This window comes from Streptosporangium sp. NPDC023615, assembly GCF_040640155.1.
GTDB lineage: Bacteria > Actinomycetota > Actinomycetes > Streptosporangiales > Streptosporangiaceae > Streptosporangium.
In genome coordinates this window covers 1-15257 of the sequence record NZ_JBFABE010000104.1, presented here as the reverse complement: position 1 = coordinate 15257, position 15257 = coordinate 1, and the positions used below count along the sequence as shown (strand labels likewise).

The 15257-nt window shown below is 72.1% G+C and carries 17 protein-coding genes; 11 read left to right on the top strand and 6 right to left on the bottom strand.

From position 1 onward, the window contains the following. Positions 1-140: 140 nt before the first annotated feature. Positions 141-1166, bottom strand: a complete 1026-nt coding sequence (locus tag AB0G16_RS36840; RefSeq protein ID WP_362815415.1) for a LacI family DNA-binding transcriptional regulator — start codon at positions 1164-1166, stop codon at positions 141-143. Positions 1167-1541: 375 nt separating this feature from the next. Between AB0G16_RS36840 and AB0G16_RS36835 the strand changes: the two genes are divergently transcribed. Continuing rightward, positions 1542-2171: a TetR/AcrR family transcriptional regulator gene (locus tag AB0G16_RS36835; protein ID WP_362815413.1), complete on the top strand. Its 630-nt coding sequence runs from the start codon at positions 1542-1544 to the stop codon at positions 2169-2171. 28 nt (positions 2172-2199) lie between these two features. Here AB0G16_RS36835 and paaE read toward each other — a convergent pair whose 3' ends face one another. The 5 genes from paaE to paaA form a co-directional block, all read right to left on the bottom strand. Continuing rightward, complete coding sequence (gene paaE, locus AB0G16_RS36830; RefSeq protein ID WP_362815411.1) at positions 2200-3291, bottom strand: 1,2-phenylacetyl-CoA epoxidase subunit PaaE; 1092 nt, start codon at positions 3289-3291, stop codon at positions 2200-2202. 2 nt (positions 3292-3293) lie between these two features. Beyond that, positions 3294-3770, bottom strand: a complete 477-nt coding sequence (gene paaD, locus AB0G16_RS36825; RefSeq protein ID WP_362815417.1) for a 1,2-phenylacetyl-CoA epoxidase subunit PaaD — start codon at positions 3768-3770, stop codon at positions 3294-3296. Between the two features lie 80 nt (positions 3771-3850). After that, the gene (paaC, locus tag AB0G16_RS36820) at positions 3851-4768 is read right to left on the bottom strand and encodes a 1,2-phenylacetyl-CoA epoxidase subunit PaaC (RefSeq protein ID WP_362815409.1); all 918 of its coding nucleotides are present in this window, start codon (positions 4766-4768) and stop codon (positions 3851-3853) included. A 22-nt stretch (positions 4769-4790) separates the two neighbouring features. Then, positions 4791-5084, bottom strand: a complete 294-nt coding sequence (gene paaB / locus AB0G16_RS36815) for a 1,2-phenylacetyl-CoA epoxidase subunit PaaB (protein ID WP_362815407.1) — start codon at positions 5082-5084, stop codon at positions 4791-4793. Then, entirely contained in the window at positions 5081-6043 is a 963-nt protein-coding gene (gene paaA, locus AB0G16_RS36810; protein ID WP_362815405.1) for a 1,2-phenylacetyl-CoA epoxidase subunit PaaA, read from the bottom strand. Before paaA ends, paaB begins: the two co-directional genes overlap by 4 nt. Positions 6044-6149: 106 nt before the next feature. Between paaA and paaZ the strand changes: the two genes are divergently transcribed. From paaZ to AB0G16_RS36760, 10 genes are all read left to right on the top strand, one after another. Further along, positions 6150-8204: a phenylacetic acid degradation bifunctional protein PaaZ gene (gene paaZ / locus AB0G16_RS36805; protein WP_362815403.1), complete on the top strand. Its 2055-nt coding sequence runs from the start codon at positions 6150-6152 to the stop codon at positions 8202-8204. Between the two features lie 230 nt (positions 8205-8434). Further along, positions 8435-8731, top strand: a complete 297-nt coding sequence (locus AB0G16_RS36800) for an antibiotic biosynthesis monooxygenase (RefSeq protein ID WP_362815401.1) — start codon at positions 8435-8437, stop codon at positions 8729-8731. Between the two features lie 54 nt (positions 8732-8785). Next, complete coding sequence (locus tag AB0G16_RS36795; RefSeq protein ID WP_362815399.1) at positions 8786-9634, top strand: isocitrate lyase/phosphoenolpyruvate mutase family protein; 849 nt, start codon at positions 8786-8788, stop codon at positions 9632-9634. 139 nt (positions 9635-9773) lie between these two features. Beyond that, the gene (locus AB0G16_RS36790) at positions 9774-11174 is read left to right on the top strand and encodes an AlkA N-terminal domain-containing protein (RefSeq protein ID WP_362815397.1); all 1401 of its coding nucleotides are present in this window, start codon (positions 9774-9776) and stop codon (positions 11172-11174) included. Positions 11175-11662: 488 nt separating this feature from the next. After that, positions 11663-14302 (top strand): class III lanthionine synthetase LanKC, encoded by a 2640-nt coding sequence (gene lanKC / locus AB0G16_RS36785; RefSeq protein ID WP_362815395.1) that lies wholly within the window; start codon positions 11663-11665, stop codon positions 14300-14302. Between the two features lie 40 nt (positions 14303-14342). After that, a complete protein-coding gene (locus tag AB0G16_RS36780; protein ID WP_362815393.1) occupies positions 14343-14474 on the top strand; it encodes a SapB/AmfS family lanthipeptide in 132 nt (43 codons plus the stop codon). A gap of 34 nt (positions 14475-14508) precedes the next feature. Continuing rightward, positions 14509-14631 carry a SapB/AmfS family lanthipeptide gene (locus tag AB0G16_RS36775; protein ID WP_362815391.1) on the top strand — a complete coding sequence of 41 codons (123 nt, stop codon included), beginning with the start codon at positions 14509-14511 and terminating at the stop codon, positions 14629-14631. Positions 14632-14651: 20 nt separating this feature from the next. After that, positions 14652-14792, top strand: a complete 141-nt coding sequence (locus tag AB0G16_RS36770; RefSeq protein ID WP_362815389.1) for a hypothetical protein — start codon at positions 14652-14654, stop codon at positions 14790-14792. Positions 14793-14884: 92 nt separating this feature from the next. After that, positions 14885-15010 carry a hypothetical protein gene (locus AB0G16_RS36765; protein ID WP_362815387.1) on the top strand — a complete coding sequence of 42 codons (126 nt, stop codon included), beginning with the start codon at positions 14885-14887 and terminating at the stop codon, positions 15008-15010. Positions 15011-15070: 60 nt separating this feature from the next. After that, on the top strand, positions 15071-15235 hold the full coding sequence (locus tag AB0G16_RS36760) for a hypothetical protein (RefSeq protein ID WP_362815385.1): 165 nt from the start codon (positions 15071-15073) through the stop codon (positions 15233-15235). The last annotated feature ends 22 nt before the right edge of the window (positions 15236-15257 follow it).

Sequence of the window (15257 nt, the reverse complement as noted above, 5' to 3'; positions counted from 1 at the left end):
CTCTGGGCCTGCAACGGCGGCACCAACCAGCGCTGGAGCCTGCGCGGCTGAGCCGCCGGCACGCGGAAGGCCGACGCCGAGGAGGTCACCGGCCCGCGCCGGCCCGCGCTGCCCGGCGGGTCGGCGCGGGCCGGCGCGGGTCAGGCGGGGCCGACGCGGAGGCGCGCCGGTCCGGTCGACTCGCGCAGCGAGATCGGCGGGGCGACGAGCAGCCGGCGATGCGGGAGGGCGGGATCGGCGATGCGCTGGATGAGCAGTTCGACGGCCCGCGCGCCCAGTTCGTCGGCCAGGATGTCGGCCGCGGTGAGCGGCGGGTGCAGGTTCTCCGCCCAGTGCCGGGCGGCGACCCCGGTGAGCGAGAAGTCGCCGGGCACCGCGAGGTGGGCGTGCGCCAGCGCGCGGTGCATGCCGGGCATGGCGGCCTCGTTGATGGTGGCGATGGCGGTCAGTTCGGGGTGGGTGACCAGCAGCTTCTCGACGCAGGCCCGTCCCGCCTGGGCGTCGTCGGCGCAGCAGACCTGCACGCCCTCCAGGCCGCGCTCGGCGACGGCGCGGGTGAAGCCGAGCTGTGCCCGGTGGCCGGGGCCGTACCCGGCGGCGACCAGTTCGGCCGAGCGGTTGATCAGGGCGATGTGACGATGGCCCAGGTCGGCCAGATGACGGACACAGCGGGCCATCAACGTCTCGTAGTCGATGTCCACCCAGGTCATCTCGTCGGGCCGGCTGGTGCGGCCGATGCCGACGAACGGCAGTCCGGCCTCCGTCAGGCGGGTGACCCGGTCGTCCTCCAGCCGGATCTCCATCAGGACGACCCCGTCGACGCGGGCGCCGGTGACCACGCGCTCGAACGAGCGGTCGTGTTCCCCGCCGGACGGCGAGAGCAGCACGTCCAGGTCGGCGCGTGCGGCGGCGTCGACCACGCTGGCCACGAAGTCGAGCTGGACGTCGGTGAGGCGCTGGCTGGCCGGGGGGATGACCAGTCCGATGGTGCGTGTCCTGCCCTCTTTGAGGGCTCGGGCCGCGGCGTTGGGGCGGTAGCCGAGCTCGTCGATGATCGCCTGGATGCGCCGCCGGGTCGCCTCCGCCACCGGCCGTTTGCCGCTCAACGCGTACGACACCGTGCTGCGGGACACGCCCGACCGCTTGGCGATCTCTCCGATGTTCACCGACACTCCTCAGCGGGCTGGGCTACGACGTTCCCCATGGTAGACGGAATCGGTTCGCCCAGAGGAGCCAGGGTCCGACCAGGAAGAACGCGCCTCCGGGGTGAGGAGATCCCGGATGACCCCATTGAACGCGCGTACGACATCGCCCCGGGTCTGACCGAACCGATTCGATAAGGGGGTTCGACATCGAGCGGAAACAGGCGCGCGACCCCGGCCGGCGGAGGATCGGCTCGGGATCGACGGGGGCCGGAGGTCCACACGCCGGGCGACCGGCGACATCCCCGGGCTGACGATGACCATGGCCGCCCGGAGAGGCCTCCCGCCCCCGCCGTTCCCGGGGGCGGCCGGCGGGGACGCCCGTGAGATGCTGCACTCGTGACGACGACCGGCTCCGCCGACCCGACCCCGGCCCGCCGGCGTGGCCGTCCCGGCTATGACCAGGCGGCGATCCTGCGCACCGCGGTGGAGCTGTTCAACCGCAAGGGGTACGACGCCACGAGCATGGGGGACCTGGCCAAGGAGCTCGGGCTGACGAAAGCGGCCATCTACCATCACGTCACGAGCAAGGAGCAGTTGCTCGGCGAGGCCCTGGACGACGCGCTCGACGAGCTCGCGGCCGTCGTGGACGAGGCCCTGCGGGAGCGGGCCGGGACGACCGCGTACGGGCGGCTGCGCGAGGTGATGCGGCGCAGCGTCGAGGTGCTCGTGGCGCACCAGCCGTCCGTCACGCTCCTGCTGCGGGTACGCGGCAACAGCGAGGTCGAGCTGGCCGCGCTGGAACGGCGCCGCCGGCTGGACGACTGCCTCGCCGGGCTCGTCGCGGAGGCCGTGGCGGAGGGCGCCCTGCGTGGTGACGTCCCGCCGGCGCTGGTGAGCCGGCTGCTGTTCGGCATGGTGAACTCGCTGGTCGAGTGGTACCGCGCGGACGGGATGTTCGATCCGGTGACGATCGCCGAGGTGATCGGTCTCATCGCCTTCGACGGCCTGGCACGGCACGAGGCCTGAGCGCACGCGACCGGCCGCGGAGAAGGATTCAGGCGTCGTAGTCGACGGTGACGCTGTCACCGGCCGGGTACGTCTGACAGGTGAGCACGAACCCGGCCTCGACCTCGGATCGGTCGAGGGCGTAGTTGCGGCGCATGTCGACCGTGCCCTCGCGGACGACGGCGCGGCAGGTCCCGCAGACGCCGCCCTTGCAGGCGAACGGCAGGTCGGAGCGCGTCGCCTGGGCGCCGTCGAGGATCGCCGTCTCCCGGGATACGGTCGAGGTGGTCCTCCGGCCGTCGAGCACCGTCGTCAGCTCGCTCGTCGCGCCGGCCGGGAGCCCCTCGACGGCCCGCAGCGGGGGCGGCGGCGGGGCGTCGGCGTAGAACAGCTCGACGTGGACGCGTCCGGCCGGGACGCCGAGCTCGGCGAGCACCGGCCGCGTGTCCTCGATCATCGCCAGCGGCCCGCACAGCCAGACGTGGTCGAACACCTCGACCGGGACGAGGGTGGTGAGCAGGCGGCGCAACCGGTCGCCGTCGAGCCGGCCGGAGAACAGCTCGACGTCACGCGGCTCGCGCGAGAGGGTGTGCACGACCTGGAGCCGGGGGCCGTAGCGGTTCTTCAGGTCGCCGAGCTCCTCGGCGAACATGACGGTGCCGCTGGTGCGGTTGCCGTACACGAGCGAGACCTGGGCCTCGGGGTGGGTGAGCACCGTCGCGGCGACCGACATCATCGGGGTGATGCCGGAGCCGGCGGCGACGCACAGGTGGCGCTCGCCCGCCGCCGGGTCGGCCCGCCACGAGCCGGTGGGCGGCTGGACCTCGATCCGGACGCCCGGCGTCACCTCGCGCACGAGCCAGGAGGAGAACAGCCCGCCGGGGATCTCTCGGACGCCGATGCGCGGCGCGGCGCCCGCCGGGGCGCAGATCGAGTAGGAGCGGCGGTGCTCGCGCCCGTCGATGAGGCGCCGCAGGGTGAGCGACTGCCCGGCATGGAAGGCGTAGGTCTCGCGCAGTTCCTCGGGGACCGCGAAGGTGATCGCGGCGGCGTCCTCGCACAACCGGTCCACCGCCGTGACGGTCAGCGGGTGGAAGGCGGCGGCCCTGGACCGGGCGGGGCCGGTCGCGAGCGTGGTCATGGTCAGATCTCCTTGACGTGCTCGAACGGTTCGGCGCAGTCGACGCAGCGGTAGAGGGCCTTGCAGGCGGTGGCGCCGAACTCGGAGGTCAGGCGGGTGGCCGCCGAGCCGCAGCGCGGGCAGGGAGGCGCGGACCGGGCCGGGCCGAGCGTGAGCGGGACCGGTCCGGCGCGCCGGGGCGCGGGGCCGGGCGCCGACAGCCCGGCGGCGCGCAGCGCGGCCCGGCCGCGTCCGGTGATCCAGTCGCTGGACCAGGGAGGGTCGAGCACGACGCGGACCTCGACGCGGTCGAACCCCGCGTCGTTGAGCCGGTGGACGAGGTCGTCGCGCATGGTCCCCATGGCCGGGCAGCCGGTGTAGGTCGGCGTGATCGAGACGACGACGGTCCGCGTGCCGTTCGCGTCCCGTTCCACCTCGACGCCGCGCAGCACGCCGAGATCGACGAGGGTGAGCATCGGCATCTCGGGGTCGCGCACCAGACCGGCGACCTCGGTGGCACGCCGCCCGGCGTCCGTGTCACCGGCGGCCCCGGCGGCCCCGGCGGCGCGCCGCGCGGTGTTCACCAGCGCCCGCTCGGGTGGGCGCGGGCGACCACCTGCATCTCGGCGAGCAGCAGGCCGAAGGCCTCGGTGTGCAGGCCGTCGCGGCCCGTCCGCCCGCCGACGCCGGCCAGCGGCGTCCGTTCGGGACGGTCGACGCCGGCCGGCGCGAACACCTGGCCGAGGACGGCGTCCACCTCCTCGCGCAGGGACGCGGGGTCCACGCCGACGCCGGACACCGCCAGGGAGCGTTCGAGCGGATGCGCGGCGACCAGTTCGGGCTGCAGCGGCCACAGGGCGTCCAGGGCCGCCAGAAGCCTGCGACGCGACTCCTCGGTGCCCTGGGCCAGGGTGAGGAACCAGCGTCCGGCCCAGTCCCGGTGGTAGGTGATCTCCTTGACCCCCTTGGCCGCCACCGCGGCCAGCACCGTGTCCCGGCTCGCGCGCAGCCGCTCCAGCAGTGCCAGCCGGGCCGTCGAGAACAGCAGCAGGCGGACGACGACGTGCGCGAAGTCGCCGTTGGCCACCTCGGCCAGGCGCACGTTGCGGAACGCGCGCTCGTCGCGGAAGAAGGCGAGCGCGTCCTCGGGCGGCACCGGCGAGTCGTCGGGCAGCGCGGGCACGACGCGCGGGTCGGCGGCGGCCGCCCGTGCCAGGAGCAGCCGCGCCTGGCCGAGGAGGTCGAGCGCCATGTTCGCCAGCGCGATGTCCTCCTCGAGGTCGGGGGCGCGGCTGCACCACTCCGACAGGCGTTGGGACATGATCAGGGCGTCGTCGCCGAGCATGAGGCAGTAGGTGGCCAGCTCGGCGGGGTCCACGCCGTCGGGCGGGGTGGTGTCGACGCCGGCCAGCGGGTCCTCGAAGTCGGTGCCGAAGGCCCACTGGGAGGAGTCGCCGTCGAGCAGGCCGTCGAAGACGCTGCCGTGTTCGTCGCTCATGACTGTTCCGATCGTGTGGTGCTCACATGTGCGGGACGTCGCCGGGGATGTCGTAGAACGTCGGGTGCCGGTAGACCTTGTCGCCGCTGGGCGCGAACATCGGGTCCTTCTCGTCGGGACTGGAGGCGGCGATGGCGTCCGACCGCACGACCCAGATGCTGACGCCCTCGTTGCGCCGCGTGTAGACGTCACGCGCGTTCCGCAGGGCCATCGCGTCGTCCGGGGCGTGCAGCGACCCGACGTGCACGTGGTTGAGCCCGCGCTTGCCGCGGACGAACACCTCGTACAGCGGCCACTCCCGCCGGTCGGCGCTCACCGGGCACCGGCCCGTTCGCTCCGGTCCGCGAAGGCCGACGCCGCCTCGCGCACCCAGGCGCCCTCGTCGTGGGCGGCCCGCCGGTGGGCCATGCGCTGGGCGTTGCACGGGCCGTCCCCGGCGATGACCGCGGCGAGCTCCGCCCAGTCCGGTTCGCCGAAGTCGTGGCACCCCCGCTCCTCGTTCCAGCGCAGCTCGGGGTCGGGCAGCGTCACGCCGAGCGCCTCGGCCTGCGGCACCGTCATGTCGACGAACCTCTGGCGCAGCTCGTCGTTGGAGTGGCGCTTGACGCCCCAGGCCAGGGACCGCGCGCTGTTCGGGGACCGGTCGTCCGGCGGGCCGAACATCATGAGGGACGGCCACCAGAACCGGTCGACCGACTCCTGGACCATGGCGCGCTGGGCGTCGGTGCCGCGCATCATCGTCATGAGCAGCTCGTAGCCCTGCCGCTGGTGGAAGGACTCCTCCTTGCAGATGCGGATCATCGCGCGGCCGTACGGGCCGTAGGAGGTGCGGCACAGCGGCACCTGGTTGCAGATCGCGGCGCCGTCGACGAGCCAGCCGATCGTGCCGACGTCGGCGTAGGACAGCGTGGGGTAGTTGAAGATCGAAGAATACTTCTGCCGTCCGGCGAGCAGCAGGCCGGTGAGCTCGGCCCGGGTGACGCCCAGGGTCTCGCACGCCGAGTACAGGTACAGGCCGTGCCCGGCCTCGTCCTGCACCTTGGCCAGCAGGATCGCCTTGCGGCGCAGGGACGGCGCGCGGCCGATCCAGGCGCCCTCGGGCTGCATGCCGATGATCTCCGAGTGGGCGTGCTGGGCGATCTGGCGGACGAGCGTCCTGCGGTAGTCCTCCGGCATCCAGTCCCGGGGCTCGATGCGGTCGTTGCGCGCGATCGTCGCGTCGAAGGCGTCCTGCAACCGCTCCTGCAGGTCCGGTTCCGCTGGGGTGGTCGTCATTGTTCCTCCCCGACCTCGGGCTCATTTACTTATCGCTCGGTCAGTAATACAGTGACACGGCGAGGGGCGTCCGCGCAACAGGTCACGCCCGCGGAGAGGAGACAGTGTGAGCACACTGCTGGAGAGCTACGCCGCCGGACGCTGGTTCCGGGCCTCCGACGACGGGGAACCCCTGCTCGACGCCGCGACCGGCGAGGAGGTCGCGCGCCTCTCGAGCCGGGGCCTGGACGTCGCCGCGATGGTCCGCCACGCCCGGCTGACCGGCGGCCCCGCGCTGCGGTCCCTGACCTTCCACGAGAGGGCCGCCCTGCTCAAGGCGCTGGCCAAGCACCTGTCCGAGCGCAAGGAGGAGCTCTACGCGCTGTCGGTGCGCACCGGCGCCACCTCGCGGGACACGGCGATCGACGTCGACGGCGGCATCGGCACCCTGTTCAGCTACGCGAGCAAGGGCGCGCGCGAGCTGCCGAACGACACCGTCGTCCTGGACGGCGGCCCGGAACGCCTGGGCAAGGGCGGCACCTTCGTCGGGCGGCACCTCTACACCTCCCGGCCGGGCGTCGCGGTCCAGATCAACGCCTTCAACTTCCCCGTCTGGGGCATGCTCGAGAAGCTGGCCCCGGCGTTCCTCGCCGGGCTGCCCTCGATCGTCAAGCCCGCCGGCCAGGCCGCCTACCTCGCCGAACGCGCCGTCCGCCAGATCATCGAGTCGCGGATCCTGCCCGAGGGCACGCTCCAGCTCCTCGCCGGCGGCCCGGCCGGGCTGCTCGACGAGCTGACCGCCCAGGACGGCGTCGCCTTCACCGGCTCCGCCCACACCGCGGGCATCCTGCGCCGGCACCCGAACGTCCTCGACGGCGGCGTCCTCCTGGGCGTCGAGGCGGACTCGCTCAACTGTTCGATCCTCGGACCCGACGTGGGCCCGGACGACCCCGAGTTCGACCTGTTCGTCAAGGGCGTCGTCACCGAGATGACCGTCAAGGCCGGGCAGAAGTGCACCGCGATCCGCCGCGTGCTGGTGCCCGAGCCGATGGCCGGCCCCGTGGTCGAGGCGCTCGCCGCGCGCCTGGCGAAGATCACCGTCGGCGACCCGCGCAACCCGGACGTGCGGATGGGCGCGCTGGTCGGCCTCGGCCAGCGTGACGAGGTGCGCAAGGCGGTCGAGGCGCTGCGGGCGAGCTCCGAGATCGTCTTCGGCTCCCCCGGCGGCACGGCCCAGGTCGACGGCGACCCCGAGCGCGGCGCCTTCATGACCCCGCTCCTGCTGCGCGCGCGGCCCGGCGCCACCGAGCCGCACGACGTGGAACCGTTCGGCCCGGTGAGCACCGTGCTCACCTACGACGGCCTCGAGGCGGCGGTCGACCTCGCCGCCCGGGGCAGGGGCAGCCTCGTCGCCTCCGTCGTCACCCACGACCCGCGGGTCGCCAGGACGGTCGTGCTCGGGCTGGCGCCGTGGCACGGCCGGGTCCTCGTCCTGGACAGGGACGACGCCAAGGAGTCCACCGGGCACGGCTCGCCGCTGCCCGTCCTGGTGCACGGCGGCCCCGGCCGGGCCGGCGGCGGCGAGGAACTCGGCGGGATCCGCGGGGTGCTGCGCCACATGCAGCGCACGGCCGTCCAGGCCTCCCCGGACATGCTCACCGCGGTCACCGGGCAGTGGACGACGGGGGCCGGGCGCCGGGTGTCCGACGTCCACCCCTTCCGCAGGTCCCTGGCGGAGCTGCGCGTCGGCGACACGATCGCCTCCGGGACGCGGACGGTGACGCTGGAGGACATCGGCCACTTCGCCGAGTTCACCGGCGACGTCTTCTACGCGCACACCGACGCCGAGGCCGCCGCGCGCAACCCGCTGTTCGGCGGCATCGTCGCCCACGGGTACCTGGTCGTGTCCCTGGCCGCCGGGCTCTTCGTCGACCCCGCGCCCGGGCCGGTCCTGGCCAACTTCGGCGTAGACGCGCTGCGCTTCCTCACCCCGGTCAAGGCCGGCGACACCATCGGCGTGACGCTGACCGTCAAGCAGATCACCCCGCGCGGCGGCGCCGACTACGGCGAGGTGCGCTGGGACGCCGTGGTGACCAACCAGGAGGACCGGACGGTCGCCACCTACGACGTGCTCACGCTGGTGGCCAAGACGTGGCCGGCGGCGCCTCCGCGGGAGGCCTGACCCGCACCGCGTCACGACGGGGGCGCGGGGGGTGGCGGTCGCCACCCGAGCTCAAGCGACTGCTCCCGCCCGCCCGGGTCGAGCACGTCGAGAAGCAGCCGCCACGGGATCTCCTGGAGCCCCGGCGGACGGTGACATTCATGGCCGAATATGGCCAGACCGGCGGCGGTCACCGGGGGGATGCTGGTCTCTCCACGGCGCTCCGGCGCCCCGCTCAGGAGGATCGGCACGTGCTCACGAAGGTGTTCCCCATCAGGCTCAAGGCCGGCAACCAGGCGGAGGCGGAGGCGATCGTCGAGGCCTTCGCCCCCGAAGGTCCCGGACGGGAGGACGGCACGCTGTCCTTCCGCGTCTACCGCGACCCCATGAACACCGGCTACCTGCTCTTCGTCGAGCACTTCGCCGACCAGGCGGCCTACGACGCCCACACCGGTTCCGCCGCCTACCGGGAGCTCATCGCGGGCCGCTTCGCCGACCTGATCGTCGAGTTCGTCGAGATCGATCACGAACTGCTCGTCGAGGTCTGACCGAGCGACCGAGGCCCGTACGTCACCGTCACAGAGAGCCATTTCGAAGATCACATGAAGACACACGTCCGAACGAGGACACCCGACCAGAAAAGCCGGGCGCTCGCCCTGCACGCCCTGCACGCCCATCCCCCGCTGATCCTGCCGAACGCCTGGGACCCGGGCTCGGCGGTGGCGATCGAGGCGGCCGGCGCGAAGGCGATCGCCACCACGAGCGCGGGGGCGTCGTGGGCGGCGGGAGTGGCGGACGGGGGCGGCCTGGATCGCGCCGCCGCCCTGGGCGCCCTGCGTCGCATCGTCGCCGCGGTGTCGGTCCCGGTGACCGCCGACATCGAGTCGGGCTACGGCGCGAGCCCCGAGGAGGTGGGGGCGACCGTCGCCGAGGTCCTGGCCGCGGGAGCGGTGGGCGTCAACATCGAGGACAGCCCAGGGGTGCGCGGGGAGCCCCTCCTGGACCCGGAGGCGCAGGCCGAGCGGCTCCTCGCCGCCCGGGAGGCCGCGCGGGCCGCGGGCGTCGAGCTCTGCGTCAACGCCCGGACCGACACCTTCCTCGCCGGGGCCGGCACGGAGGGCGAACGGCTCGCCGACACCATGGCCCGCGCCGAGCGCTACGCCGCCGCCGGCGCGGACGTCCTCTTCGTGCCCGGCGTCGTCGACCCCACGGTGATCCGGACGCTCGTCGGCGGGCCGCTGCCGGTCAACGTGATGGCGTCCCCGGGCGCGCCGGCCGTCGCGCACCTCGCGGCGCTCGGTGTCGCGCGCGTCAGCGTCGGCTCGGCCGTCGCCCAGGCGGCCTACGGCCTGGCGGCGGCCGCGGCGCGAGAGCTGCTCGGCCCGGGCACCTACCACAGCCTTGAGGCCGCCATGGAGTACGGCGAGCTCAACGACCTGCTGCGACGCTGACGAGGCGCGCGGAGGAGGCCCGCGAAGGAGACGTACGGAGGAGACCCGCGCGTCCCGGACGGCGACGGCCCGCGGGCGAAGGAGGCAGCGTGTCCGGATCCGGCTGGAAACGCCCGCCGGGGAACGCGAGTCTTGGTCCGTGACGACGTATTCCGCCGTACGGACGACGGGGATCTACTGCCGGCCCGGGTGCGGGGCCAAGCCCCTCGCCGAGAACGTCCGGACGTTCGAGCTGGCGGCCGCCGCGGAGGCCGTCGGCTACCGGGCGTGCCTGCGCTGCCGGCCCTACCGGGTGGCGGGCACGATCGGGCAGGACGCTCCCGAGCTCGTGTGCCGGGCGGTCCAGCTGATCATCGGTAGCGTGCTGGACGACGCCGGCGAGGCGGCGCTCGGCGCCCGGCTCGGCGTGTCCGCCCGCCACCTGCGGCGCATGTTCAACGAGCACCTCGGCGTGACCCCGGACCGGTTCGCCCGCTCACGTCGCGCGCACCTGGCCCGGCGCCTGCTCGACGACTCCGACCTGTCGATCACGGAGGTGGCCTTCGCCTCCGGTTTCGGCAGCCTCCGCCAGTTCAACCGGGCGATGCTGGAGGTGTTCCGGTTCACGCCGCGCGAGCTCCGGGAACGTCGCCGGCGAGCCGACCGGCTCACCGCCGACGGGGGGCTCACGCTCCGGATGCCGTTCACGGCACCCTACGACTGGGACGCCACCGTCGCTCTTCTCGCCGGGCGGGCCGTCCCCGGTGTCGAGTCGGTCGAGTCGGGCGTGTACCGCCGGACCATCGTCATCGACGGGGCGCCCGGGATGCTGGAGATCTGGTCCGGAGGACCCGACCATCTCCGGCTGCGGGCCCACCTTCCCTACTGGGAGGGGATCGTCCACGTCGTGGAGCGGGCGGCCCGGCTCACCGGCGTCGAGTCGGACCCGTTCCCCGTCTCGGGGCCGCTCGCCACGGACCCGGTGCTCGGGCCTTTGGTCACCGCCCGGCCGGGGGTGCGGGTCCCGGGCGTGTGGGGACCGTTCGAGGCCGCCGTGCAGGCGGTCGTCGGCCAGGAGCTCCCCGCCCAGGACGCGAGGGACCTTCTCGGTCGCCTGGCCCGCTCCCACGGGACGCCGGTCGCCGGGCTCGGACACGGGCTCACGCACGCCTTTCCCTCCGCCGAGACCCTCGCGGGCGTGCCCGCGAACGGGTACGGTCCACCCGGCCCGGCCGGCGAGGCCGTCTGTGCCCTGGCGCGGGCGGTGGCCTCCGGGGCGGTCGCGCTCGACGGGGGCGAGCCGCTGGAGGAGCTCGTGGGATCGCTGGTCGCCCTGCCGGGCGTCGGTTCCGCCGCCGCGCACCACATCGCCCTGCGCCTCGGCGCGCGGGACACCTTCCCGGCGGCGGACGCGACCGTGCGGGACGAACTGCGGCGGCGAGGGGTCGCGCTCGGCGATCTCGACGTGGTGTCCGCGTCGTGGCGACCGTGGCGGGCGCTCGCCACGGTCCACCTCCTCCTCGAGGGCCGCCGCCGGGCGACGCCCGGCCGCCCGGCCTGACCGGAGCGGGCCGGAGCGGACCGGAGCGGACCGGAGCGGACCGGAGCGGACCGGCCCGGCCGATCCGACGGGGCCGGCCGGACGGGGCCTTCGCGACGCGTCCCGGGAAAGAATGAATTACCTCCTTCTTGCGGCCCTGATTTACTTTTTTCTTTTTTCGCCGTGAACCAAAATAAGGATTTTTTAGGAGAATTTCGAGGGGCCGGAGGACACGCTGTGTGGTCGCCTCCGCGCAAGTCTTCATCCCTACCCCGAGTCGGCCGACCGCCAAACCCATCGCGCCGAAAAACGCCGGAAAACGGTGCCGACGGTAGCGCAAGGTGTCCTTCCGGAACGTCTGCGTGATCACGGCGAGCGCGGATCGCCCCTCGCCGGACGCGGCCGGAGTCCTTTCGGGAGACGTTCATCACGCTTTGTGACTGGACTTTCCAATGGGCGCGCCTAACGTATGAATCACCGCAAAGACATGGCCCCAGGACGGTGCAGAGATGAAGCTTCAATACTTCGAATACTGTTTCGCCGACCGCCTCTTCTATGACGAGCCGAGCAAGTGGGCGGCCATGCAGGAGGGGTACACGCAGGCCGAGGCACCTGCACCGGAAGGCTGGCGAACCGGTGTGAAAGGACCGTGGTTCAACTACATTCACACCACGGAGAAGATGCCGGCGCAGGGCTGGAAGATTCACATCTCCGCCACCCGGGAAACCGCGCAGAAGGTTCTCGACATTACCGCGGAATACTGCATCGAGCGCGAGATCTCGTTCAAGTTCCTCATGAGCGAGGCCGCGTACATCGGGCGTAACCTCAAGTACGCCGACCGGGGCGGCAGCGGGAAATTCATCACCATATACCCGGCCGACGACATGCAGCTCAAGCAGATCCTCGACGAACTGGACCCCCTGCTGGAGGGGCTCGGCGGACCGTACATCCTGAGCGACCTGCGCTGGCGGGAAGGGCCGCTCTACCTGCGTTACGGCGGTTTCGTGGAGCGCCTCACCCGCAACGACCTCGGTGAGCCGGCGATGGCGATCGAGACGCCCGAGGGTGACCTGGTGGTGGACAGGCGAGACCCGGTGTTCTACGTCCCGGAATGGGTCGAGCCCCCGGATTTCCTCCTCTCGCATCTGCGGGACCGGGAGCAGGGCGACGCCCCCGACGACTTCCCCTACGACATCGAGTCCGCGGTGCACTTCTCCAACGGCGGCGGCATCTACGTGGCCATCGAGAAGGCGACCGGGCGCAAGGTGATCCTGAAGGAGGCGCGGCCCGGCGCCGGGCTGGACCAGGTCGGACGGGACGCGGTGACCAGGCTGAAGCGGGAGCACCAGTTCCTGCTCGAGCTGGCCGATCTGGACGCGGTCGTCAACTGCTACGACTACTTCGAGCTCTGGGAGCACCACTTCCTGGTCCAGGAGTTCGTCGACGGCGTCACGCTGAACAAGCGGATGGTGCACCGCACGCCGCTGATCAGGGTGGACGCCACCGAGGAGACGATCAGGGAGTTCACCGAGTGGGCGGTGGACATCACCTCGCAGATCGACGAGGTGGTCGGCCGGCTGCACGAGCGGGGCATCGCCTTCGGCGACCTGCACCCGAACAACATCATGATCACCGAAGACGGCAAGGTGAAGCTGGTCGACTTCGAGCTGGCCACCTACGTCGACCAGGACCAGCGCATCGGCATGGGCGCCCCCGGGTTCGTGCCCCCCGACAACCGGGAGAGCCTGGCGGCCGACCTCTACGCGCTCGGCTGCCTGAAGATCGCCCCGTTCCTCCCGCTCACCGTCCTGTTCGTGCTCGACACCACCCGGGCCCGCGCGCTGGTCGACTTCGTGGAGCAGCGGTTCCCCGTCCCGGCGGGCTGGGGGGAGAAGGTGCTCGCGCAGCTCGACCTCGGCCCCTCCCCGTGGGCGGGGACGGAGGAGCAGATGGCCCGCAGCTCCGCCCTGATCTCCGGGCGGGAGGGCTCGGGACCCGACTGGGACGAGATCGAGGCGTCGATCGCCGCGGCGGTGTGGGCGAGCGCCACCCCCGATCGGGAGGACCGGCTGTTCCCCGGTGACGTCGAGCAGTTCAAGCTCGGTGGTCTCGGCCTCGGCTACGGGACGGCGGGTGTCCTCTACGCGATGGCGAGGAGCGGTCACGGCCGGCGCGAGGAGCACGAGGAGTGGCTGCTGGAGCGGGTCCGCAACCACCAGGGCATGCACCGGCTCGGCTTCTACGACGGCCTGCACGGCATCGCGCACACCTTCGAGGAGCTCGGCCGCAGGGACGCGGCGCTGGAGGTCCTCGACATGATCGAGAAGATCGGCGACGTGCCCCTGGCCGACGAGATGCTGACCGGCCTGAGCGGGGTGGCGCTGAACCAGCTCTTCCTCGCGGGCCGGCTGGACGACCAGGGACTCAGGGACTCCGCGATCAAGGGGGCCCAGCAGCTCGCCGACCGGATCCAGCACCAACCGCCCAAGCTCCAGGACGACAGCGGCAAGCACCGCAGGGCCGGCTTCCTGTACGGCGCCTCGGGCCCGGCGCTCCTGTTCATCAGGCTCTTCGAGGAGACCGGCGACTCGATCTACCTCGACCACGCCGAGAGCGCGCTGCGAAGCGAGCTGGACTGCTGCGTCCACCTGGAGGACAACGACGTCCTCTACGTCAACGAGGGCTGGCGGACGATGCCCTACATCGGCACCGGCTCCGCCGGCATCGGCCTGGTGCTGAGCGAATTTCTCCGGCACCGCCGTACCGACGACCTCTCCCTCGCCATGGAACGGCTGCGCCGCGCGGCGCACGCCGAGTTCCACATCTGCCCGATGCTGTTCTTCGGCACGGCCGGCCAGATGGGCTACCTGAACCACCTCCGCCCGCTCTACCCGGACGCCCCGTGGCTCGACGAGCTGATCGCGACCAAGCGCGACCGGCTGCGGCTCCACATGGTGGGACTCCGGGGCGAGATCGCGTTCCCCGGCGACCAGCTCATGCGGCTGTCGATGGACTTCGGCACCGGAAGCTCGGGAGTGCTGCACTCGCTCGCGACGCTGCGCGACCCCGAGCTGCCGCTGCTGCCGTTCCTTCGGCCCTTCGCCGGGACCGACCACCGAGAGGAGGCACCCGCCCACCCACTCCCCTAGCCCTTCCCCGACCGACCGGTAATCACGAAAGGAAACAGAGATGGCTTTCATCCTCGACCTTCAGGGACGCGGTGTCCCCGCCGAGAAGGCCAACGGCGACTACGCCCCGGCGGGGCCGAGCAGCCTGAGCCCGTCCCTCTGCGTCAGCGGCTGGACCCTGGTCGGCTGCTAGCCGCCCGGGCACGACGAACGAAGGAGTAGCGGACATGTCTTTCATCCTGAACCTGCAGAACATCCGGACCGACCAGGACGCCACGGACGTCGTGGCACAGCCGAGCACCCCGAGCCTGTCGCTCTGCTTCAGCAACCAGAGCTGGGCTTTCTGCTAACTCGCAAAGGAGACGTGGAAATGGGCTTCGTTCTCAACCTCCAGGAGATCTCGCGCTCGGGCGGCGACGACAACGCGGCGTTGTCGATCAGCACCAACAGCTGGTTCGCCTGCCAGAGCAGCGCCAGCCAGTTCATGTGCATCACCACCATCACCGCCTGATCTCCCCGCACCACCCGCACCACCGCACCACCCGCACCACCGCACCACCGCTTTCCCCCCGCAGGAATCACCCCTTCAGAAAGCAGAAGAAAATGAGCTTCGTTCTCAACCTCCAGGTCCAGGACGTCCGCCAGGAGGCCGAAGGTCCCGAGGAGATGTCCCTCAGCTTCCTCAGCCCCTTCACCTGCTTCAGCACCACCAGCGTCGCCATCTGCTAGTCCCCCGGTTCCTCTGCTCGACCTCGATCATCGTCTTCACCCCGTCGAAAGGAAAAGATCATGGGATACGTCCTCAACCTCCAGGGCAGGAACGCCGGCGCCTCCGGTGACGAGCCCGCGTCCATCATCAGCTCGGTCAGCGTCGGCGTCGCCTGCGCGGCCAGCACCGTCAGCCTCTCCGGCTGCCTGGGCGGCAGCAACTCCAGGATGCCGGGCCTGGTGTAGATCAACGCCTCGGCGAGAATCG